The 21,119-nt window shown below is 29.8% G+C and carries 19 protein-coding genes and 2 tRNA genes; 7 read left to right on the plus strand and 14 right to left on the minus strand.

Annotation, left to right across the window (positions count from 1 at the left end):
* Window positions 1-507 carry a phosphoribosyltransferase domain-containing protein gene (locus tag FP421_RS03605; RefSeq protein WP_159947683.1) on the plus strand — a complete coding sequence of 169 codons (507 nt, stop codon included), beginning with the start codon at window positions 1-3 and terminating at the stop codon, window positions 505-507.
* Here the strand turns inward: FP421_RS03605 and FP421_RS03610 are convergent.
* Complete coding sequence (locus FP421_RS03610; protein ID WP_159947685.1) at window positions 487-1,014, minus strand: shikimate kinase; 528 nt, start codon at window positions 1,012-1,014, stop codon at window positions 487-489. The two genes, FP421_RS03605 and FP421_RS03610, sit on opposite strands and share 21 nt — an antisense overlap.
* Window positions 1,015-1,109: 95 nt before the next feature.
* Here FP421_RS03610 and FP421_RS03615 point away from each other — a divergent pair.
* From FP421_RS03615 to FP421_RS03625, 3 genes are all read left to right on the plus strand, one after another.
* Window positions 1,110-1,182, plus strand: a tRNA-Lys gene (locus FP421_RS03615).
* A 45-nt stretch (window positions 1,183-1,227) separates the two neighbouring features.
* Window positions 1,228-1,311: transfer RNA gene (locus tag FP421_RS03620), tRNA-Leu, on the plus strand.
* Window positions 1,312-1,399: 88 nt separating this feature from the next.
* A complete protein-coding gene (locus FP421_RS03625; protein ID WP_159947687.1) occupies window positions 1,400-2,203 on the plus strand; it encodes a carboxypeptidase-like regulatory domain-containing protein in 804 nt (267 codons plus the stop codon).
* 73 nt (window positions 2,204-2,276) lie between these two features.
* On the opposite strand, the gene FP421_RS15260 is transcribed toward FP421_RS03625, so the two are convergent.
* The 4 genes from FP421_RS15260 to FP421_RS03640 all read right to left on the minus strand — a co-directional run bounded on the left by FP421_RS15260 (window position 2,277) and on the right by FP421_RS03640 (window position 6,239).
* Window positions 2,277-2,399 carry a hypothetical protein gene (locus FP421_RS15260; protein ID WP_262885935.1) on the minus strand — a complete coding sequence of 41 codons (123 nt, stop codon included), beginning with the start codon at window positions 2,397-2,399 and terminating at the stop codon, window positions 2,277-2,279.
* A 260-nt stretch (window positions 2,400-2,659) separates the two neighbouring features.
* Complete coding sequence (locus tag FP421_RS03630) at window positions 2,660-3,490, minus strand: prohibitin family protein (protein WP_159947689.1); 831 nt, start codon at window positions 3,488-3,490, stop codon at window positions 2,660-2,662.
* A gap of 45 nt (window positions 3,491-3,535) precedes the next feature.
* Window positions 3,536-4,429: a cation diffusion facilitator family transporter gene (locus FP421_RS03635; protein ID WP_159947691.1), complete on the minus strand. Its 894-nt coding sequence runs from the start codon at window positions 4,427-4,429 to the stop codon at window positions 3,536-3,538.
* A 46-nt stretch (window positions 4,430-4,475) separates the two neighbouring features.
* Window positions 4,476-6,239, minus strand: a complete 1,764-nt coding sequence (locus FP421_RS03640; RefSeq protein ID WP_236548013.1) for a VWA domain-containing protein — start codon at window positions 6,237-6,239, stop codon at window positions 4,476-4,478.
* A 423-nt stretch (window positions 6,240-6,662) separates the two neighbouring features.
* On the opposite strand from FP421_RS03640, the gene FP421_RS03645 reads away from it, so the two are divergent.
* The gene (locus tag FP421_RS03645; protein ID WP_159947693.1) at window positions 6,663-9,803 is read left to right on the plus strand and encodes a WD40/YVTN/BNR-like repeat-containing protein; all 3,141 of its coding nucleotides are present in this window, start codon (window positions 6,663-6,665) and stop codon (window positions 9,801-9,803) included.
* 7 nt (window positions 9,804-9,810) lie between these two features.
* Here the strand turns inward: FP421_RS03645 and FP421_RS03650 are convergent, their stop codons facing one another.
* Both FP421_RS03650 and FP421_RS03655 read right to left on the minus strand, forming a co-directional pair.
* A complete protein-coding gene (locus tag FP421_RS03650) occupies window positions 9,811-11,115 on the minus strand; it encodes an MFS transporter (RefSeq protein WP_159947695.1) in 1,305 nt (434 codons plus the stop codon).
* 1 nt (window position 11,116) lies between these two features.
* A complete protein-coding gene (locus FP421_RS03655; RefSeq protein ID WP_236548016.1) occupies window positions 11,117-12,013 on the minus strand; it encodes an EamA family transporter in 897 nt (298 codons plus the stop codon).
* 109 nt (window positions 12,014-12,122) lie between these two features.
* Here FP421_RS03655 and FP421_RS03660 point away from each other — a divergent pair, with 109 nt between their 5' ends.
* Together FP421_RS03660 and FP421_RS03665 are read left to right on the plus strand one after the other, a co-directional pair.
* The gene (locus FP421_RS03660; RefSeq protein ID WP_236548018.1) at window positions 12,123-12,938 is read left to right on the plus strand and encodes a LytTR family transcriptional regulator DNA-binding domain-containing protein; all 816 of its coding nucleotides are present in this window, start codon (window positions 12,123-12,125) and stop codon (window positions 12,936-12,938) included.
* Window positions 12,939-13,031: 93 nt separating this feature from the next.
* Window positions 13,032-13,979, plus strand: coding sequence for a hypothetical protein (locus FP421_RS03665; RefSeq protein WP_159947697.1), 948 nt, complete (start codon window positions 13,032-13,034; stop codon window positions 13,977-13,979).
* Between the two features lie 627 nt (window positions 13,980-14,606).
* Here FP421_RS03665 and hisIE read toward each other — a convergent pair.
* The 7 genes from hisIE to hisD form a co-directional block, all read right to left on the minus strand.
* Window positions 14,607-15,254, minus strand: a complete 648-nt coding sequence (gene hisIE / locus FP421_RS03670; RefSeq protein WP_262885936.1) for a bifunctional phosphoribosyl-AMP cyclohydrolase/phosphoribosyl-ATP diphosphatase HisIE — start codon at window positions 15,252-15,254, stop codon at window positions 14,607-14,609.
* Between the two features lie 35 nt (window positions 15,255-15,289).
* The gene (gene hisF / locus FP421_RS03675; RefSeq protein ID WP_159947701.1) at window positions 15,290-16,045 is read right to left on the minus strand and encodes an imidazole glycerol phosphate synthase subunit HisF; all 756 of its coding nucleotides are present in this window, start codon (window positions 16,043-16,045) and stop codon (window positions 15,290-15,292) included.
* Between the two features lie 69 nt (window positions 16,046-16,114).
* Window positions 16,115-16,873: a 1-(5-phosphoribosyl)-5-[(5-phosphoribosylamino)methylideneamino]imidazole-4-carboxamide isomerase gene (gene hisA, locus FP421_RS03680; protein ID WP_159947703.1), complete on the minus strand. Its 759-nt coding sequence runs from the start codon at window positions 16,871-16,873 to the stop codon at window positions 16,115-16,117.
* 75 nt (window positions 16,874-16,948) lie between these two features.
* A complete protein-coding gene (hisH, locus tag FP421_RS03685) occupies window positions 16,949-17,530 on the minus strand; it encodes an imidazole glycerol phosphate synthase subunit HisH (protein WP_159947705.1) in 582 nt (193 codons plus the stop codon).
* A 77-nt stretch (window positions 17,531-17,607) separates the two neighbouring features.
* Window positions 17,608-18,744 carry a bifunctional histidinol-phosphatase/imidazoleglycerol-phosphate dehydratase HisB gene (gene hisB / locus FP421_RS03690; RefSeq protein WP_159947707.1) on the minus strand — a complete coding sequence of 379 codons (1,137 nt, stop codon included), beginning with the start codon at window positions 18,742-18,744 and terminating at the stop codon, window positions 17,608-17,610.
* The gene (gene hisC, locus FP421_RS03695) at window positions 18,744-19,799 is read right to left on the minus strand and encodes a histidinol-phosphate transaminase (protein ID WP_159947709.1); all 1,056 of its coding nucleotides are present in this window, start codon (window positions 19,797-19,799) and stop codon (window positions 18,744-18,746) included. Before hisC ends, hisB begins: the two co-directional genes overlap by 1 nt.
* Window positions 19,800-19,835: 36 nt before the next feature.
* Window positions 19,836-21,119 (minus strand): histidinol dehydrogenase, encoded by a 1,284-nt coding sequence (gene hisD / locus FP421_RS03700; RefSeq protein WP_159947711.1) that lies wholly within the window; start codon window positions 21,117-21,119, stop codon window positions 19,836-19,838.

Genomic DNA, 21,119 nt, shown 5'->3' on the forward strand with positions numbered 1-21,119 from the left:
ATGACAACACCAGAAAATATAATTTTAGATCAGTTACAAATCAATCAAAAAATAAAAAGGATTGCTTATCAAATATATGAAACTAACGCATCTGAAAAAGAAGTTATCGTTGCAGGAATTGTAGGTAATGGTTATGTTTTTGCAGAAAAGTTGGTTGAAGTATTGAAAGAAATATCACCATTAAAAGTAATAATCTGTAAAGTGATAATCAACAAGAAAAAGCCTTTAGAACCTGTTACTACTTCTCTTGAAGTTTCTGAGTATAAAAATAAATCACTGGTTTTAGTTGATGATGTTCTAAGCTCAGGAACTACATTAATTTACGGAATTAAACATTTTCTTGAAGTTCCTTTAAAAAAGTTTAAAACTGCAGTGTTGGTCAATAGAAATCATAAAAAATATCCAGTAAAAGCCGATTTTAAGGGTATTTCTCTTTCTACCTCAATAAAAGAACATATACAGGTTGAGTTTTCAGAAAAAGGTGCTTTAGCGTATTTGGTTGAATAATTCAGCAATTTCTACAGCTACTTCTTTTTTACGTTTGTGATCTATTTTTATTGTGTATTCTGCTTGTTCGTAAAAGGGTCTTCTTTCAAAAAGATGTTTGGCTACAAATTCAGGAATTTTTTCATCACCCAAAGAAGCTATTAAAGGTCTTTTGCTTTTTTTACGAATCAATCTCTCAATCATTACTGGTGTACTTCCCTGTAAATAAATTGATATAGAGTTCTTATCATTTCTAATTTGCTCCATGTTATTTGCATAACAAGGTGTTCCTCCTCCTAATGCTAAAATAAAATCTTCTTTTGTATTTAAAATTTCATTTAAATATTGGTGTTCTATTTTTCTAAAATAAACTTCACCTTTCTTTTTAAAAATAGATGAAATAGACATTTTTTCTTTATCAATAATATAATCATCTAAATCTAAAAATCGCATAGACAATATGTTAGAAAGCCTTTTTCCAATACTAGATTTCCCAGATGCCATATACCCTAATAAGATAATTTTCATGTCTAAAATATTTCTGCAAATATGAGTAAAAATTTTTCAAATAAACATCAATAATTTAAATGATTGATATTATATTTGCAATCCATTTAAAGAATGACCTGGTAGCTCAGTTGGTAGAGCATCTCCCTTTTAAGGAGAGGGTCCTGGGTTCGAGCCCCAGCCCGGTCACTAAAAAAGGTTAAGCTATCGCTTAACTTTTTTGTTTTAAGTAGAGCGCACGTGGCGGAATTGGTAGACGCGCTGCCTTGAGGGGGCAGTGAACGCAAGTTCGTGGAAGTTCGAATCTTCTCGTGCGCACTTTAAAACTTCAATAAAAGTAAAAAAACATCACACTGTTTCACATAAAATTAACCTTTCTAAGCAGTTTTATTAGTAATATTGCATTATGCAAAGACTATTCATTATTTTGTGCTTATTTGCTTCAATAAGTACTTTTTCTCAGAACGATACGATTCGTGTAAAAAATTTAAAAGGACAAATTGTTCATGCTGAAAATAAAAAGCCTTTAAGTGCAGCACATATTTTAAATTTAAACACTGTTCAGGGAACCATCACCAATGATAAAGGTTTTTTTGAAATTCCGACAAGAGCAAATGATACTATTTTAGTTTCTTATTTAGGCTATTCGTCCATTAAGTTAAAAATCACAAACGATTTATTAAAAGGAAATGAATTACTAATAGCTTTATACGAAAAACCAGAAGCCATAAAAGAAGTTGTTATTAAATCTACCAAACTTATTGGAGTATTAGAGATTGACATCAAACAAGTACCAAAAGATAGGTTTACTAGGATTAAAATTAACGGTTTGCCTCAAACTTATGAAGTTGGTAAACCTAAAGGAAAAGACTTCTCCTCTCCTATTGCTGCATTGTTTCAACCTGTAGATTTTCTTTACAATCTCTTTGGAAAAAAACCGAAGCAACTCAAAAAACTACAAAAGCTAAAAAAAGAAGACGATTTACGCAAAATGTTAGCAGGTAAATTTGATAGAGAAGTAATGATGGAATACCTTGGTATGGATCGTCAAGAATTAACTGAACTCTTAACAGACTGTAATTACTCAGATTATTTTATCAAAAAAGCGTCAGATTTACAAATGATTGAAGCCGTTTTAGACTGTTATGAAAATTATAAAGCGCTCAAGAAAGGTAAAATTGAGCGTGATAAAATTCCGGTTAAAAACTAACTTCTATAAATCGAAAAGAGCCAAAAGCAACGCTTTTGACTCTATCAACTATTAAAAACTAACTAATTACTAACTAAAATACTGTTGTAATGTATTTGTAGTTATACTTTCTCCTTGTATTCCAAGTCATTCTTTTTGATTGTACAATTTCGAATGAATTATCTCTTTTTTGATTATTATTCTGTTCTTTACTCATGGTGTTGTTGTTTTATATTTATACTGATATGACGCCTTTGTATCAGGTTCGTTACAAGCTAAAATCGGTTTAACAGAACTTTAAGAATCTCTGTTAATTTGTTGCTAACAAAGAAGTTAATGTTTTTAAAGGTGGAAATAAATAATTTGATCAAACTATTCATCGACTTAAAGAAAAGGATATATAGTTTCTTTCTTAGAAGATTTAAAGACAAAAAAAATCCAGCTAAAGCTGGATTTTTTTTATATGTGGGATTTCTATTACTGATTTCCTAAAATAATTGGCATTCCAGATTTACCAGAACCAATTACAACAACTTTACTATTGTTAGATTCAGAAAGCTTTAACGTTGCTTCTATTCCTTTTTCTTGTAGAATTTTATCAGTTAAAGAAGCACTTAAAATTTTATTGGCAGTAGCTTTACCTTCTGCATCAATTTTTTGTCTTTCTGCTTCTTTTTTAGCTTTTGCCAACCTAAATTCATATTCTAAAGATTCTTGTTCTTGTTTTAGTTTTGTTTCAATTGCTGTTCTAATTGTTGTTGGTAATTTTACATCTTCTACCAAAACTCTTTTTACAATTAAATACTGATCTTTTAGTAATATTTGAACTTCATCTAAAATCTCTTGTTCAATAACATCTCTTTTACTAGAGTATAATTGTTCTGGAGTGTAACGTCCTACAACACTTCTTGCTGCTGCATTAATAGCAGGATCTAACAATTCTCTTTCATAGTCTTCTCCTTTGGTTTTTATCAATAAACCTAAGTTAGAGAATTCAGGTTCATACCAAATGGTACCATTAACTTTTACCTCTAATCCATTTACAGAAAGTACATTCATTTCATCAGAAACGGATTGTTGACGTACTTTACGAACAATCATTTCATTCCAAGGAGCTACAATTTGAAATCCTTCTCCATAGGTTTTTTCTGTATTAATACCATCTCCAAATCTTTCAAAAACTACTCCACCTTCACCAGGTCCAATAGTTACTGTAGATTTTGAAAATAAAATTAATACTGCTACAATAATTATTATTATAAAAACTCCTCCTTTTGGGAATTTTAAATCAACTTGATTATTTGCCATTATATATTAAAATTTAAATTCTTTCAAATTTACAACATAAGTTTATCAAACACAATCTATAAAATCACAATCTTCTTTAAAAACCTCTATTTCTATGGTAATATGCTTTAAATTAAAATTTTCTTGCAGTTTATTTCTAATTTTAGATTTTAATTCTTTTCCTTCTTCCCATGTTAGAGATTCATCAACAACTAAATGCATTGTAAGGACATTATATTCTCCATCCATTGTCCAAAAATGACAATCGTGAATATTTTTTACTTTTCTAAAGTTTAGTAATTTTTCTTTTACGTTATCTATATTGATTTGAGCTGGAGCACCCTGTAGAATAATTGTAACACTTTCTTTTCCGTTTTTAAATACATTATACAAAATAAATAATGCTATTAATAATGAAAGAATTGGGTCTAAAATAGGCAAATACCAAAACTGCATAACAATACTTGCAATTAACACAGCTACCCATCCTAAGACATCTTCTAAGATGTGTAAAGAAACTACTCTTTCGTTAATTGATGTTCCTTTTCTTAATTTTAAAACAGCTGCTCCGTTTACTAAAATTCCTAAAATTGCAAACCACATCATACCCTTTGCATCTGATTCTTCTGGAGAGATTATTCTAGGAATTGCTTCGACAATTATAAAAACAGATCCAACAAATAAAATAACAGAGTTTATTATAGCTCCTAATAATGAAAACCTTTTAAACCCATAAGAATATGTTTTGGTTGGTTTTTTGTCTGATATTTTTTGAAAATACCAAGACATACCTAAACTTAAGCTATCTCCTAAATCATGAATAGCATCAGAGGTTATTGCCAAACTATTGGTGTAAACACCTCCAACAAATTCAATAATTGTAAAAAAAAGATTAAGAAAAAAAGCAGTACGAATGTTTTCTGTTGAACTATGGTGATTATGTTGATGTTGATGACTCATTTTAAAATAGAAGCATTAAATTGCTAAAAGATGCAAAAAAATTTAATTATATTTTTCCATGGTATTTTCTGATAAACCATTCAGTCGAAAATAAGGAAATTACAATACATAAAATCCATTTCCAATCGATTAAGTTTTTTTCTTTGGTAATCGATTTTTGGATTGTATAATAAGATGTATTTGTAAGAAGTTCTTCTTTTAAATCTTTAAACTGACTTTTATAATATAGCTTACCTCCTGTTCTATCAGCTAATTGGAGAAGTTTTTCTGTATTAGCTCTCGTAAATTGCTCTTCGATTAAAAAATCTGTAATTTTAAATTTACCGTATTTATTAATATTTTGACCTAAAACAGCCACTTTATATTGATAATCACCAGAAGGTAAACTCTCTATTTCAGTTTGATATGAATTATTGATTAGAGAAAAAGGAGACTTTAGTACTTCTTGAGTTTCTGAATTGGTTATGGTAACTTCTAAAGAGGCTCTATTGTCAAATTTAAAATTTTGATCTGTATAAAATGCACTAATTATTACTTTTGAGTTTGCTGGAATTAAACGCTCAGTATTTACTTCTAAACGATCTCTTTTCTTATTAGAAGCTACATATTGAATGAGGTTGCCTATAAATACATCAAAATCTTGAAATGAATTGGTTGATAAAAAGCTGTTTGCTCTCCATTTCCAGATTCCTTGACCAAAAAGTACAGCTGTTTTTTGACTATTTTCTTCAAAAGTAACCAATAGTGGTTGTTTTGTTTCTAATCCGTTAATATTTTGATACAATAAAGTTTGATGTTCTTTAGAAATTACTACTTCTCCAAACTTATCTAATAAGGGAGGAAACTGATTAAAACCAATATCTTTTTGTGAAAAAGTTAAAAATCCATTATTAAGAATTGCGCCAAAGTTTTCTGTTTGATTGATTGCATTTTTTTGAAATCCTAATTGCTGTTGATTGATAAAATTCCAATCAGAATTTGGACCGGAAACCAAAATATAATTGCTATTATGTTTTTTTATTTCATTTATCACATTCTTAAACCTATTGTTTACACCAAACAATACAACTAATTGATAGTTATTTAATTGATCATTAAAATCATCAATGGTAAAAATATCTAAAGAACGTTGTTTATTACTTTCAATGGCTTTTTTTAAGGCTCCAATATCTGGATGCAATACTGAGGTTAATAAAAGAACTTTTGTTTGTTCATCTATAACTTCTACAGAGAAAGTTTTAGTATTATTTTTTGTGTTTTTTTCACTTTCAATTTTTAGAATGCTTGCAGTGTAATATTGAAGTCCTTTTTCTGATGAAGTTAAATTAGTGGTGATTGATTCAGAATTGTTAGCTTCAGAAAATTTTAATCTTTTAGAAAAAACCACTTTACCTTTCTTATAAATATTTAGCCTAGAATTTACTGTTTCTCTGCCTTCATAATGAACTAATACTTCAACAGGAAACTTATTTTTGATATAACTGTATTTATTAACGTTAAGCTGATTGATTTTTAAGTCTTTATATTTTGTTGTATCACCAAAAACTACAGGATAAATATTTTGATTAGAATTGATAAAATTATAATCATTACCAATTGTTTGATTACCATCAGACAATAAAACCACGGGAGAAACATAATCTTTATACAAATTATTAACGAGTTTTAATCCCTTATAAATATTAGTATTAACCCCTGTAAAAGTGACACTATCTTTAAGTTTTACATCACTTTTAAATAGAAATTCCTTAATATCAAATTTTTCATTAATTTCTTTATCATCAGCAAGTTTAGCAATAATATCTTGCATACTTTTTTGCTCCTTAAAAAATGAAATAGATTGAGAATCATCAATTAAAAGCGATAACTTAGGTTTTATATTTTGAAGTTCTGTCTGTTTTATTGTCGGGTTGATAAATAGTAACAACAACAAGAAAAGACTAAAACTCTTTAAAATAAATAAAACAAGTTGAATTTTATCTTTTCTCTTTTCTTTAAAAAAATATTGAAAAAACGCTACTGAAACACTCAGTATCAACGCAATAAGAATAAGTAAAATAGTGTTTGTTTGCAATGATTTTTATTTATTGTGAAAGATATAAAGAAGTATTTAAAAATTAAAAATCCTATAGTTTTATTTTTAGATAAACTGTTTATAAATTAAAACTATTTTTCATAAAAAATACTTGAAATCAAGTTTTTCTTGTAAATTTAGAGTTCTAAACCAACCTTTATGAAACTAAATATTTCAATCCTTACTTTTTTATTACCTATTATTTTATTTGCACAAGAAGCAGATAATTATTTTTCTCCAATCAAATACAGAAATATCGGCCCTTTTAGAGGTGGACGTTCTGTTAGCGCAACAGGAGTTACAAATAATCCTCTTACCTATTATATGGGAACCACAGGTGGTGGTTTATGGAAAACTGAAGATGCTGGTGCCCATTGGAATAATATTAGTGATGTTTTTTTTAAAACAGGTTCAGTTGGTGCTGTTGCTGCATCAGAAAGTAACCCTAATATTATATATGTTGGTATGGGTGAGCACGCAATTAGAGGCGTAATGTCTTCTTATGGTGATGGCGTATACAAATCTACAGATGCAGGAAAAACTTGGACACATTTAGGTTTAGAGAAAACAGAACAAATTTCAAGAATTGTGATTCATCCTACTAATCCAGATATTGTTTATGTTGCTGCTCAAGGAAAATATACGAGTCCTACTGAAGAAAGAGGTGTTTATAAATCTATTGATGGTGGTAAGACTTGGAAAAAAACCTTGTTTGTAAACAATTATGCAGGTGCTTCAGAACTATCTATTGATATGAATAATCCTCAGGTTTTGTATGCTGCTTTATGGCATCATCAAAGAACACCATGGAAAATGATTAGTGGTGGCGAAGGTAGTGGTTTGTATAAATCTGTTGATGCTGGAGAAACTTGGAATAGACTCGAAGACGGACTTCCTAAAGAGTTAGGAAAATTAGCAATATCAGTTTGTAGAAGTAATAGTGATAAAGTTTATGCGCTTGTAGAAAGTGATACTCAAACAGACCTAAGTGGTTTGTATGTATCTAACAATGCAGGAAAAAGTTGGAGTCAAGTTAGTGGTGATAATAGATTAACACAACGTGCATGGTATTATATAGAGGTTTTTACAGATCCTACAGATGATGAAACTGTTTATGTTTTAAGTGCTCCTGCTTTACGTTCTAAAGACGGAGGAAAAAATTGGGAAAGAATTACAGGTACACATGGAGATTATCATGATTTATGGATTAATCCTAAAAACCCTAAAAATATGGTAATTGCTAATGATGGTGGTGCAGCAATTTCTTTCAATTTTGCTAAAAGTTGGTCTTCTCAAGACATTATGCCTACAGCTCAATTTTATAGAATTAATACTGATAATCAATTTCCGTATAATATCTATGGTGGGCAGCAAGACAATTCTTCTGTAAAAATAGCAAGTATGAATATGACAGGTTATTCTATATCTGAGAGAAACTGGACTTCTGCTGCAGGGGGTGAAAGTGCATTTTTAGCCTTTGATAAAGACAACCCTAAAATTACAGTTGGTGGTAGCTATCTTGGAACCATAGAAGCCTTAGATATGGAAAACAAAGTGAGTACTAACATTATGGCAGCTCCAATCCAATATTTAGGAAAAACTGCCAGAGATATGAAATATTTGTACAATTGGAATGCTCCAATTATATGGTCTCAGCACGAACCAAATACTATTTTTCACGCAGCTCAATTGGTTTTAAAATCTACTGATTTGGGTAAAACTTGGACGCATTTTTCACCAGATTTGACTAGGAATATAGATGAAAAGCAAGGTAAAGGTGGTGGCCCATACACCAATGAAGCTGTAGGTGCAGAAAATTACGGAACAATTAGTTACCTTGTTGAATCTCCTCATGAAAAAGGCGTTTTTTACACTGGTAGTGATGATGGTTATGTACAAATAACCAGAAATAATGGGAACTCTTGGAAAAACATCACTCCAAAAAAAATTGGAGAAACCTTAGTAAATGCCATTGAAGTTTCGCCTCATGATCCTGCAACAGTTTATATAGCAACTACCAAATATAAATTAGGAGACTATACACCTGCCATTTACAAAAGCTCTAATTATGGAAAAACTTGGAAAAATATAAGTTCAGGCATTCCTTATGGAGCTCACACAAGAGTTGTTAGAGAAGATAAAACTAAAAAAGGTTTATTGTATGCTGGAACTGAATTAGGAATTTACATTTCATTTAATGATGGTAAAACATGGGAATCTTTTCAAAGAAACTTACCTACTACTCCAATTCTTGACCTTAAAGTACATCAAAATGATTTGGTTGTGGCTACATCTGGAAGATCTTTTTGGATATTAGACAATTTATCGTTGATTAGTCAGTATGATAAAAGAAAAAAAGCAGTAAAACTTTACAGTCCAGAACCAATAGTATATGGAAACTGGGGAAGTAGAATGAATGGAAATATTGATAATTTTAACGGAATGCAGAACTTTGTTGGAGTGAATCCTGCAAATGGAATAGAGTTGTATTATTATCTTCCCGAAGTCGATAAATCTAAGTCTGTAGAGCTTGTTATTACCGATAACAGTGGTAAAATCATCAACTCTTACACTTCTAAAAGAGATGAAAATTATGTCCCTCATAATGGTGGTAGCGCTCCAAGAGCACCTAGATTACCAAAAAAAGAAGGTTTAAATCGTTTTGTTTGGAACATGCAACATCAAATAGTACCAGGTGTTCCTGGAGTTTATATTGAGGCAAATTTTAGAGGTCACAGAGTAATTCCTGGCACTTATAATGTAACTTTAAAATATGATGGAAAATCATATGAAACAAAAGCGATCATTAAAGGAAATACTAATTATTCAATTTCTAAAGCTGAATTTTTAGAATATGATGCAATTATGAATCAAATGGAAGCTACCGTAACTGACATGCATCAAAAGGTAAATTTATTGAATAAAATAGCCAAAGACATTAAATCTTCTTTAAAACAATTAAAGAAAACAAATAAGAATTCAAACTTAATCAAGGAAGGAGAAACGTTACTAAAACAAATTAAAAATTGGGATGAATTGATGGTACAACGTAGATCTCAAGCTTATGATGATGTAGAAAACTTTGAAAATAAATTTACAGCTGAGTATTTGTTTTTAATGAATCAGACCAGTAGTAGTTTACCTAAGGTTACGCAAGCTTCAATTGATAGAAAAAAGGAATTAGACGCTCAATGGATTCCATTAAAAGCAACAGTAGATAATTTAATCAACACTAAAATACCTGCCTATAATAAAAATTTATGGAGTGCTGGTATTGGTGCTATTCAATTAAAAATGTAGTAGTAATTTAAGGTTTTTTCATTTTTAGTGATCCTATAAACAAAAACACCAAAAAAGGGATTAACAAATAGCTTATAAATTCATAGCTACCTAAACTTGTAAAACAATAACTGAACAAACTTGGAGCAAGAGCACTTGCTATCACCAAAAAACTCATTATTTTACCAGTGATGGCTCCCAAGTATTTTCGACCAAAATAACGAGGCCAAGTAACAGCATTTACAACTGCAAAAAGTCCGCTATAAATACCTAAACCTGCAATTAGAAAATAAACCCCAAAAGTATTTTCTAGCATTAAAAGACCTGTTGCTGCTAAAAATCCGCTTGCAATCATAACAAACAAATACACTTTATGCTGAATATAATCACTAAGAATATTTGCTATTGTTGATGTAATAATCGCAATTATTGAAATTGGCAGAAAAACTGCAATAGCCTCAGATTTACTATATCCTTGTGTGCTAAAAATAGACACAATATGAAAAGTTAAGCCTGTGCTAAAAAAACTATTGAATGATAATGCCAAACCTAACATCCAAAATGCTCTAGTATTTTTTGCTTCTTTTAAGGTAAAATTTACTTCAATATCTTCTTCTACTTTCTTTTTAGTGCTTTTTTTATTTTTAAGATATCCATCAGGAATTAAATTAAAATCTTCTGGTTTATTTCTATAAAACTGTAAAATTAAAACACTGAAAATCAATAAACAACAAGCTAAAATTTGCCAACTTACCTCCCATCCATTATTGTCAATTAAATAATTAAATAAAATTGGAGAACTCGAAAAACCTAAAGAAACTCCAATACTACTTATTGAATTAACTTTTCCTCTATTCTTATCAAACCACATCATAATCATGTTTCTTGATGACATTGTAAGTACACCTTGTCCAAAAAAACGAATTAAAAAGAATAGAAAACAAATCAATAAAAAAGGAATAAACCAAGATTCTAAATGAAAGAATTGTTTTAAATGATTTGAAGTTTTCTCTGAAAAAGAAAATATGATTAACGTAATTGCTAAAAAAAAAGCTGCAAAGAACGCTACAAATCTTGCACCAAATTTATCAAATAGTCGTCCAGCTTTAGTAACAAAAAAAGCACTTAACAAAGTACCAATCATATAAGCATTACTAAACTGATTTCTAGTTAAACCTAATGCATCTTTAACTGGATCTGTAAATACAGAAACTCCAACAGTTTGCCCTGGAATACTAAATAAAACTCCAATACTACCAAAAATCAATACAATATAGCCATAAAAAAAAGGCCACTTTTCTGGTTTGATAAATGAATATTTATTGGGCTTCATATTATTGTCTTTTTCTTGAAGTAATAAAATAAACTCCGGTTAATAATATTATTGATGCTATTATGGACTGTAAACTTAATTTTTCATCTAAAAAATACCAACCCATAAATAAAGCTATTACAGGGTTCACATATGCAGATGTGGATACTTTATCTGTAGAAACAACTTTAAGCAAGTAATTAAAGGCAGTAAAAGCTATAATACCGCCAAAAATAACCAATAAAAACATTGAGAGTTGTACGTTGGGAGTCCAGTTTAAAGGAGAAGACCAATGTTCTTGAAATACAAAGCTAATTAAAGCCAAAAAAATTCCTCCAAAAACCATTTGATATCCAGTACTGACTAAAAAGTTTTTGGGTAAAATTGTTTTTGCAACAAAAATACTACCATAACTCCAGCTCAATACACAGGTTAACATTACTAAAACTCCAATTAAACTATTTTGTGAAGTTGTCAATTCTTCTTGACTTACCAACAGAATCATACCCAAAATACCTAAAACAACACCTAAGATTGATTTCTTTTTCATTGGTTTTTGATCTATGATACGCATCATAACTAATACAAATAACGGATTTGTAGATGCCATTAAAGATCCAAAACCACTATCTACAAACTGCAATGCCCAAACAAAAACACTGTTTCCATAAACCAAAAAGAAAAATGCTGTAATACAAATGTTTTTAAACTCTTTTTTAGATATTTTTAAGTTTGCTTTAGTTACATAAGCTATCGAAATCATTATACATCCTGCAGTAAAAAAACGAATTGAGGCTAAAAAAAATGGAGGTAACTCAGTTACAGCAACTTTATTGAATAAGTAAGTAGATCCCCAAACTACATAAATAGCTATAAATGAAAGGATAATGAGTAGCTTTGTATTTCTTAAAATCATCATTTTAATCTAGACTGCGAAAGTACTACTAAAATGGTTAGAAAGTAATTTACATTTAGATTAAACTGAGGTTCTAAATTATTATATTTGAAATAGAAATGATTTAAGATTCATGAAGAAGAACTCTATTTTAAATACAAAATATCCTTTTGACTCATCTTTAAAGCATCATATTATTATTGCTTTAGGTTTAGCTTTGTGGATTTTTATTTTTCTTTATTTTACAGAACCTTTAGATGTTAATGAATTTAGAGATACAGAGAAATTAATTTACTTGCCTTTATATGGATTGTTAGGTGCATTTTGTTATGTCTTATTTTTACCCCTACAAAGTTATTTATTTCATAAAAATGATAAAAATTGGTTTGTAAAAACAGAATTATTATTCTTCTTAATTTTTAGTAGTGTTAGTATTTTAGCTGCTAGACTTTTTTATCTGTATGTTATTGTACCTGGAGAACCTAATCCATATACACTTTGGTATCATTTAAAATCTATTATTTTTCCTGCTCTACTTACTATTTTACCTATTGTTATATTTGGGCGTTTTGCTTTTGGTAAATACAAGAATAAAAAAATTGATGAACAAAAAATAGAAATTAAAGGCAAAGGAAATTATGAAGGCTTACGAGTTTTATTAAATGATTTAATTTGCATTCAATCTTCAGATAATTATATAGAAGTATTTTATGTTTCTGGAAAAGATGTCAAAAAAACATTAATACGAAATAAACTTTCTAAAGTTGCTGCAGAATTTTCAGATTTATTAAGGGTACATCGTTCTTATATTATCAACCCATATCATTTTAAACAATGGAAAACCGAAAAAGGAAAACTTTTTGCAGAGTTGTCTAGTTCTATTTTCATCCCAATATCTAACACTTACAAAAATGAGGTGAAATCAGTTTTAAATTCTACCACAGAATAGTTGAGTTTCGCCCCAAACCCCTTTAATTATTAAGTTTTTTAGTATTTCATTTCTAGTTTTGTCTCAGAAAGTTTCATCACAAAATTTAGAATTATGAAAACTAAAATCACTTTATTATTTATTTTATTAGCCTCAAATTTTGTTACATCTGCACAAAATCAAAATCAAGAAATTATAATTGTAGGCACAATGCACACAGTACCCAAAATTGTAAAAAAGAGCTATAAACCCATGTTGCGTTTTGCAAAAAAATACAATCCTGAGGCTATTTATGTAGAATCACCAATGGCAAACGATAATGAATCTTGGGAATATTTAAAAAAAGGTTGGTCTAAAGGTTATCAAAAATTTTATGCTAAATCAGATTCTATTAAAAAAGTATTCAATTTTAATAAAGCTTATTTTAATGTATTAGCTCATAAAAAATATGTTGAGTTGTCATCAATAGAAACTGATTATCTCATTAAATCTTACTTGTATTTAAGAGATAATGGCAACCATGAACTATTAACTTATTTAAAGAAATACGGAATTCATGGGGCTAAAAAACCAACAAGACACGAAGATGGAGATTTAACTTACAAATTAGCGCTGAGTAAAAATTTAAAGGTTAACAATATGGACGATCAACAAACAAATAAGGAATATCATATTGGTTGGAACAAATGTGTAAAAGAAGGTAGCAAAAATGGAAGTAATTTGGCAGGCTCAAAAATCAACAAAAAACAATATAATGCAGCAAAAATTCCTGCAATTTTTAGAAAACTAGGAAAACATACTAATACTAGAAAATCTTTAAATATACTATACAAAATGAGTTCTTTTAATTATGTTACTGAAGATACAGAGGGTTGTTTAGAAGGAAGAAAATATTGGAATGAACGTAATATGAGAATGGCTAAAAATATTGCCACACAAGTTTTAGCATCAGGAAAAACAAAGAATATTGTTATGGTTGGTGCCTCTCATGTTATAGGGATAGAAAAAGAATTGAAAAAAAACTACCCTAATTTAAAAGTAATTCTAATGAATGAGTATTAAACATATAATTTCACCAATAAAAATAACCCTCACTTTTTAAGTGAGGGTTTTACTTGTTGTAAGTTTTATTAAACGCTATAGCCCTATATAATTATAATAACAACTACAACAGCTTCTACATTTAAGATTTGTATTTTTTCATCTATATGGTGCAAAATAGACAAAAAGTATACAAAGAGCTTTGAAAAAAATTAAATAAATGTTTTAAAAACTTACTGCAGTTATTTTTAAAAAATGGAATTCGTAAAATTGATCTGTTGGATACAAAATTTCACAATTTATTAATTCCAAAGCATTTATTTAATTTTCTTCCCATCCGATAAATAATTTTTTAATTAAAAGTAAAAATACAACATACCGTTTAACTAATTGACTAAAAAATCAAACAGAATATACTTTTAACTTTTTTTTAGTAGGAATAAAAAAACAAACCTTACAAATATTAACCACAAACTTGAATTAATATTAATAAATTCATAAAACTTTATTTACTTCAATTTATGAGTAATATCAATAAAGAGATCTTTAAAAGGTATCTTAATGTATAAATATCATAAATAATCCATATTAAAAAAATCCCTAAAACAACTGATGTTTTAGGGATTTTTAATAAATATCTATAGAAAACTATTTGTGTCTACCTTTTAATTCTGCTTCAATATCTTTTAAAGTGAAACCTTTAGCTTGTAGTAACATTAAATAATGAAATAGTAAATCTGCAGATTCATATAGAAACAATTCATCGTTATTATCCATAGCTTCGATGACCGTTTCTACAGCCTCCTCTCCTACTTTTTGAGCCACTTTGTTAATTCCTTTTGCAAATAAACTAGCTACATAAGATTTTTTTGTGTCTTTATTCTCAACACGTTCTTTAATTACATTTTCTAAGGTTGAAAAGAATCCAAAATTCGAATTATTTTCTTCGTTCCAACAAGTATCTGAACCTTTATGACAAGTTGGCCCTTTTGGATTCACCTGAATTAACAAAGTATCATTATCGCAATCTAGTTTCATATCCACTAAATTCAACACATTTCCACTTTCTTCACCTTTTGTCCATAACCTGTTTTTAGTTCTACTAAAAAAAGTTACCAAATACGTTTCTTTGGTTTTGTTAAAAGCCTCTTCATTCATATACCCTAACATTAAAACGTTTTTTGTTGTTGCATCTTGAATGATTGCTGGCACTAAACCATCGTTATTTTTATTAAAATTGATATTCATTTTGTTTGGTTTTTTGTTGTTGGTTTTTAGTTTTTGGTTCTTATTCAAACGATCAACCACAAACCAACAACTATAAACTATTGTTATATTCTTACAGGCACTCCCTGTTTTTGTAATTCTTGTTTTAACTCTAAAATAGGAATTTCACCAAAGTGAAACACACTTGCTGCTAATGCTGCATCCGATTTTCCTTTGGTAAATGTATCAACAAAATGCTGCACAGTTCCTGCACCTCCAGAAGCAATAATAGGAATATTTACCAATTCTGATAAATGTGCCAAGGCTTCATTTGCAAAACCAGCTTTAGTTCCATCATGATTCATAGAAGTAAACAAAATCTCTCCTGCTCCACGTTGTTCTACTTCTTTTGCCCAATCAAAAAGCTTTATTTCTGTAGGAATTGTTCCTCCAGCTAAATGCACAAACCATTCTCCATCAATTTGTTTTGCGTCAATGGCAACTACCACACATTGACTTCCAAATTTGTCTGCCAATTCACTTACCAATTCTGGTCTTTTTACTGCAGATGAATTTATAGATACTTTATCAGCACCACATTTTAACAATGCATCTACGTGCTCTACAGAAGATATTCCTCCTCCAACTGTAAACGGAATGTTTACTTGTTCTGCCACTTTTAATACCATATCTAAAGTGGTTCCTCTATTTTCTAAAGTAGCTGCTATGTCTAAAAAAACCAGCTCATCTGCTCCTAAATCTGCATATTGTTTTGCCAAAACAACTGGATCTCCTGCATCAATTAAATTTACAAAATTGACACCTTTTACAGTTCTTCCGTTTTTAATATCTAAGCAAGGTACTATTCTCTTTGTTAACATTTTATTTTGTTGTTGGTTAGTGGTTTTTGGTTGTTGGTTTAGGTTAAAATAATAACCAAACACTAACAACTATAAACCATCAACTATATAATTTTCTAATTGTTTTAAGCTGATTTTATTCTCATAAATTGCTTTTCCAATAATCACACCTTCACAACCTAATGCTGCTAATTTTGGCAATTCATCAAAAGTGGATATTCCTCCTGAAGCGATTAGTTTTAAAGACGTTTCCACAGGCTCAACGTGACATTCGTTAAGTATTTTTGAATACGTTTCAAAACTAGGGCCTTGTAACATACCATCTTTAGAAATGTCTGTACAAATTACATATTGAATTCCTTTTTGTTGATAATCAGCAATAAACGGAATCAATTCTAAACTACTTTCTTCTTGCCAGCCATTGGTAGCTATCTTTCCTCCTGAATTATCAGGATAAAAATCGGCACCTAAAATAATTTTTTCTGCCCCGAATTTGGTAATCCAACTTTTAAAAACCTCAGGATTTTTTACAGCAATACTGCCTCCAGTAATTTGATTGGCTCCAGAATTAAAAGCAATTTCTAAATCTTTATCAGCCTTTAACCCACCACCAAAATCAATTTTTAAATTGGTTTTCGTTGCAATTTGCTCTAATACTTTATAATTAATTATTTGACTTGCTTTGGCACCATCTAAATCTACAACATGCAAATATTCAATACCTGCAGCTTCAAATTCTTTGGCAACTTCTAATGGGTTTTCATTATATATTTTCTTGGTATTGTAATCGCCTTTGGTTAAACGAACACATTTACCTTCTATAATATCTATGGCTGGAATTATTCTCAAAATAGTTTTTAGTTTTTAGTTTAATTGTTCTCGATACAATTTTTCGTTCCTCAAAATCACTCGAACTGACAGTATTTATAAATTCAAGAAGTTTTCTAAAATTTTACTTCCTGCAAGAGATGATTTTTCGGGGTGAAACTGCACTCCATAAAAATTATTATTCTGTAATGCAGATGCATACTCAATTTCATAATCTGTTTTGGCAATCATATCATCGCATTTTTCTGCATAAAAACTATGTACCAAATACATAAACTCTTTTTCTTTAATGTCTTTAAATAAATCAGATTTTAAGTCAGCAATTACATTCCAACCCATTTGTGGCACTTTAACCTCATTAGAAAAACGTTTTACAGCCACATCAAAAATACCTAAACCTTGGGTGTTTCCTTCTTCTGAATGGTTACACATTAACTGCATTCCTAAACAAATGCCTAAAACGGGTTGTTTTAATGTAGGTATCACTTTGTCTAAGCCACTTTCTTGTAACATTTTCATAGCAGAACTTGCTTCTCCAACTCCTGGAAAAATTACTTTATCAGCAGCTTTAATTTCATCAACATTATTTGTTAAAACAGCATCAATACCTAAACGCTTAAAAGCAAATTGAATGCTTTTAATGTTTCCTGCTCCATAATTTATAATCACTAATTTCATTTTTCTATTGGTTTTGGTTGATAGTTTTTGGTTGATGGATCAAAAAAAACTAACGACTAAAAATTATCATCTGTCAACTAAAGAAGTCCTTTTGTAGATGGTAAAAACATCTTATTAGCATCTCTTTTTACTGCCATTTTCATTGCTTTTGCAAAAGCTTTAAAAATGCCTTCTATTTTGTGATGTTCATTTACACCTTCTGCTTTAATATTTAAATTACATTTTGCACCATCTGTAAACGATTTAAACAAGTGAAAAAACATTTCTGTTGGCATATCTCCAATTTTTTCTCTCTTGAATTCTGCATCCCATTCCAACCAATTTCTTCCTCCAAAATCTACAGCAACTTGTGCTAAACAATCGTCCATAGGCAAGCAAAAACCATATCTTTCAATACCTAATTTATTACCTAAAGCTTTGTTGAATAATTCACCAAAAGCAATCATGGTGTCTTCTATAGTATGATGCTCATCAACCTCTAAATCTCCATCTACTTTTATGGTCAAATCCATATTTCCATGACGCCCTATTTGGTCTAACATATGATCGAAAAAAGACAATCCTGTACTGATATCATTTTTACCAGAACCGTCTAAATTTAATTTGATATAAATCTTTGTTTCATTGGTATTTCTGGTGATTTCTGCAACTCTATCTTCTAATTTTAAAAATTGATAAATTTCTGACCAATCTGTACTTGTTAAAGCAATGCAATCAAGAACCTCTTGTTTTGAAGTTTCAATTTCGTCTGCACCTAACTCTGGATTTTCAGACAAATAAATTCCTTTTGCGCCTAAATTTTTAGCCAATTCCATGTCTGTAATTCTATCACCTAAAACAAAAGAATTTTCTAAATCATATTCCTCAGAAAAATAGTTGGTTAACAAACCTGTTCTTGGTTTTCTGGTTTCAGCATTTTCATGCGGAAAAGTTTTATCTATATGAACTGCCGAAAAAACAACGCCTTCTTTTTCAAAAGCAGCAATAATTTTATTTTGAGCTGGCCAGAAGGTGTCTTCTGGAAAAGAATCGGTTCCTAAACCATCTTGATTGGTAACCATTACCAATTCGTAATCCAATTCTGAGGCTATTTTAGCCATGTATTGAAAAACTTTTGGATAATATTCTAACTTTTCTAAACTATCTAATTGATAATCTACAGGTGGTTCTAACACTAAAGTTCCGTCTCTATCTATAAATAATACTTTTTTCATTACTGAATTTCCTTTAAAGCTCTTATTAATCTTTGATTTTCTTCACATACTCCAACACTAATTCGCAAACAATTTTCACACAAAGGTTGTGTGGTTCTGTTTCTAATTACCACTCCATAGTCTATTAATTGCTTATATCTTTTGTTTGCGTCATCAACCTTTAATAATAAAAAGTTGCCATCTGAAGGATATACTTTTTCGATATAACTTACACAGCATTCCAACTCTTTTTTTAGACGTTTTCTTTCACTGATAAGTTGCGCAATTTCATTTTTAACTTCATTCAACCTTTGCAATCTTGTAATTGCTCTTTGCTGAGTTAATTCATTGACGTTATAGGGAGGTTTGATGTTATTTAATATATTGATAATTTCTTTAGAAGCATAACAAACTCCCAATCGAATTCCTGCTAAACCATAAGCTTTAGACAAGGTTTGTGTGATAATTAAGTTAGAGAACTTTTGCAATTTTTCTAGCCAACTTTTTTGGGTTGAAAAATCAATATAAGCTTCATCAATTACGACTAACCCATTAAACTCTTTTATTAATTTTTCTACAGCTCCATTTGAAAAACTATTTCCTGTAGGATTATTTGGAGAGCATAAAAAAAGAATTTTACTATTGTTGTCTGCAGCAGCTAAAATTTCATCAACATTAGGCTCAAAATCAGTATTCAATAAAACCTTTCTGTTTTCAATTGCATTAATATTAGCCAAAACAGAATACATTCCATAAGTTGGTGGTAATGTAATAATATTGTCTTTATTAGGTTCACAAAAAGCTCTAAAAATAAGGTCTAATACTTCATCACTTCCATTACCCAATAAAATCAGTTCTTTTGGTATTGTTTTAATATCTGATAACAAATCTTTAACCTTATTTTGTCTCGGGTCTGGATATCGATTTACTCCGTTTTCGAAAGGATTTTCATTCGCGTCTAAGAAAATCATATCTTTTGACGTTGCGTCTTTATATTCATCTCTAGCTGATGAATATGGTTGTAGAGATTTAATGTTCTCTCTAACTAAATTATTGATGTTAAAGTCTGTTTTCATACTTTAATGACTCCAAAAGTAGTCTTTTCGTTACATTTATAATACCTCTTTTAAACGCAATGTTACCGCATTTTTGTGTGCTTGTAATCCTTCTGCATCCGCCATTAACTCAATTGCATTACCAATAGTTTGAATTCCTTTTTTTGATATTTTTTGAAAGGTAATACTCTTAGTAAAACTATCTAAATTCACTCCAGAATAAGCTTTACTAAATCCATTTGTTGGTAAGGTATGATTTGTTCCAGATGCATAATCACCTGCACTTTCTGGTGTATAATTCCCAATAAAGACTGAACCAGCATTTTCTATATTATCAATATAAAAATCAGTATCATTTGTACAAACAATAAAGTGTTCAGGACCATATTCATTGATTAACTCTAGCGCAATTTTATCATTTTCTACCAAAATTGATTTTGAATTTGCAATTGCCTGTTTCGCAATTTCAACTCTAGGCAAGCCTAAAACTTGTTTTTCAATCTCTTTAGAAACTTCATCAATTAAACTTAAAGAAGTTGATACTAGGATAACTTGACTATCTACACCATGTTCTGCCTGACTTAGTAAATCTGATGCGACAAAACTCGCTTTAGCAGAATCATCTGCAACAACTAGCAATTCACTTGGACCTGCTGGCATATCAATAGCAACTCCGTATTTTGTTGACAATTGTTTTGCAACAGTTACAAACTGATTTCCTGGTCCAAAGATTTTATAAACCTGTGGAATGGTTTCTGTACCAAAAGTAAATCCTGCAATCGCTTGAATTCCGCCAACTTTAATAATTTTGGTTACTCCACATAAATTAGCTGCATACAAAATTGCTGGGTGAATTTTACCTTCTTTATTAGGTGGAGAACACAACACAATTTCTTTACAACCTGCAATTTGAGCAGGAACCGCTAACATTAATACTGTTGAGAATAAAGGTGCTGTACCTCCTGGAATGTATAAACCAACTTTTTGAATTGGTCTTTTTTCTTGCCAACATTCTACTCCGTTAGCCGTTTCAACAAATACTTTATACGTTTTTTGTGCCTTATGAAAATTGTAAATATTTTCTTTGGCTAATGATATTGCAGATTTTAATTCATCAGAAACTAAACTGATTGCCTCGTCAATTTCATCTTTAGAAACAATTGTATTATCTATGGTTATTCCATCAAATTTAGCAGTATATTTATTTACAGCTGTATCTCCGTTTTTTTGTATATCCTCAAAAATTTGAGTTACTGTAGTTTCAATATCATCAACCGTTTTTGTTGGTCTTTCTAAAATTTGAGACCAATCTTTTTTTAGTGGATTAAGAATTGTTTTCAT

The organism is Polaribacter septentrionalilitoris (assembly GCF_009832745.1).
GTDB lineage: Bacteria > Bacteroidota > Bacteroidia > Flavobacteriales > Flavobacteriaceae > Polaribacter > Polaribacter septentrionalilitoris.

Excerpts from the sequence above, each read along its gene's own strand:
- FP421_RS03605 (WP_159947683.1), top strand. The coding sequence starts at position 1 with ATGACAACACCAGAAAATATAATTTTAGATCAGTTACAAATCAATCAA.
- FP421_RS03610 (WP_159947685.1), bottom strand. The coding sequence starts at position 1,014 with ATGAAAATTATCTTATTAGGGTATATGGCATCTGGGAAATCTAGTATT.
- FP421_RS03625 (WP_159947687.1), top strand. The coding sequence starts at position 1,400 with ATGCAAAGACTATTCATTATTTTGTGCTTATTTGCTTCAATAAGTACT.
- FP421_RS15260 (WP_262885935.1), bottom strand. The coding sequence starts at position 2,399 with ATGAGTAAAGAACAGAATAATAATCAAAAAAGAGATAATTCATTCGAA.
- FP421_RS03630 (WP_159947689.1), bottom strand. The coding sequence starts at position 3,490 with ATGGCAAATAATCAAGTTGATTTAAAATTCCCAAAAGGAGGAGTTTTT.
- FP421_RS03635 (WP_159947691.1), bottom strand. The coding sequence starts at position 4,429 with ATGAGTCATCAACATCAACATAATCACCATAGTTCAACAGAAAACATT.
- FP421_RS03640 (WP_236548013.1), bottom strand. The coding sequence starts at position 6,239 with ATGCAAGATATTATTGCTAAACTTGCTGATGATAAAGAAATTAATGAA.
- FP421_RS03645 (WP_159947693.1), top strand. The coding sequence starts at position 6,663 with ATGAAACTAAATATTTCAATCCTTACTTTTTTATTACCTATTATTTTA.
- FP421_RS03650 (WP_159947695.1), bottom strand. The coding sequence starts at position 11,115 with ATGAAGCCCAATAAATATTCATTTATCAAACCAGAAAAGTGGCCTTTT.
- FP421_RS03655 (WP_236548016.1), bottom strand. The coding sequence starts at position 12,013 with ATGATGATTTTAAGAAATACAAAGCTACTCATTATCCTTTCATTTATA.
- FP421_RS03660 (WP_236548018.1), top strand. The coding sequence starts at position 12,123 with ATGAAGAAGAACTCTATTTTAAATACAAAATATCCTTTTGACTCATCT.
- FP421_RS03665 (WP_159947697.1), top strand. The coding sequence starts at position 13,032 with ATGAAAACTAAAATCACTTTATTATTTATTTTATTAGCCTCAAATTTT.
- hisF (WP_159947701.1), bottom strand. The coding sequence starts at position 16,045 with ATGTTAACAAAGAGAATAGTACCTTGCTTAGATATTAAAAACGGAAGA.
- hisH (WP_159947705.1), bottom strand. The coding sequence starts at position 17,530 with ATGAAATTAGTGATTATAAATTATGGAGCAGGAAACATTAAAAGCATT.
- hisB (WP_159947707.1), bottom strand. The coding sequence starts at position 18,744 with ATGAAAAAAGTATTATTTATAGATAGAGACGGAACTTTAGTGTTAGAA.
- hisC (WP_159947709.1), bottom strand. The coding sequence starts at position 19,799 with ATGAAAACAGACTTTAACATCAATAATTTAGTTAGAGAGAACATTAAA.
- hisD (WP_159947711.1), bottom strand. The coding sequence starts at position 21,119 with ATGAAAACAATTCTTAATCCACTAAAAAAAGATTGGTCTCAAATTTTA.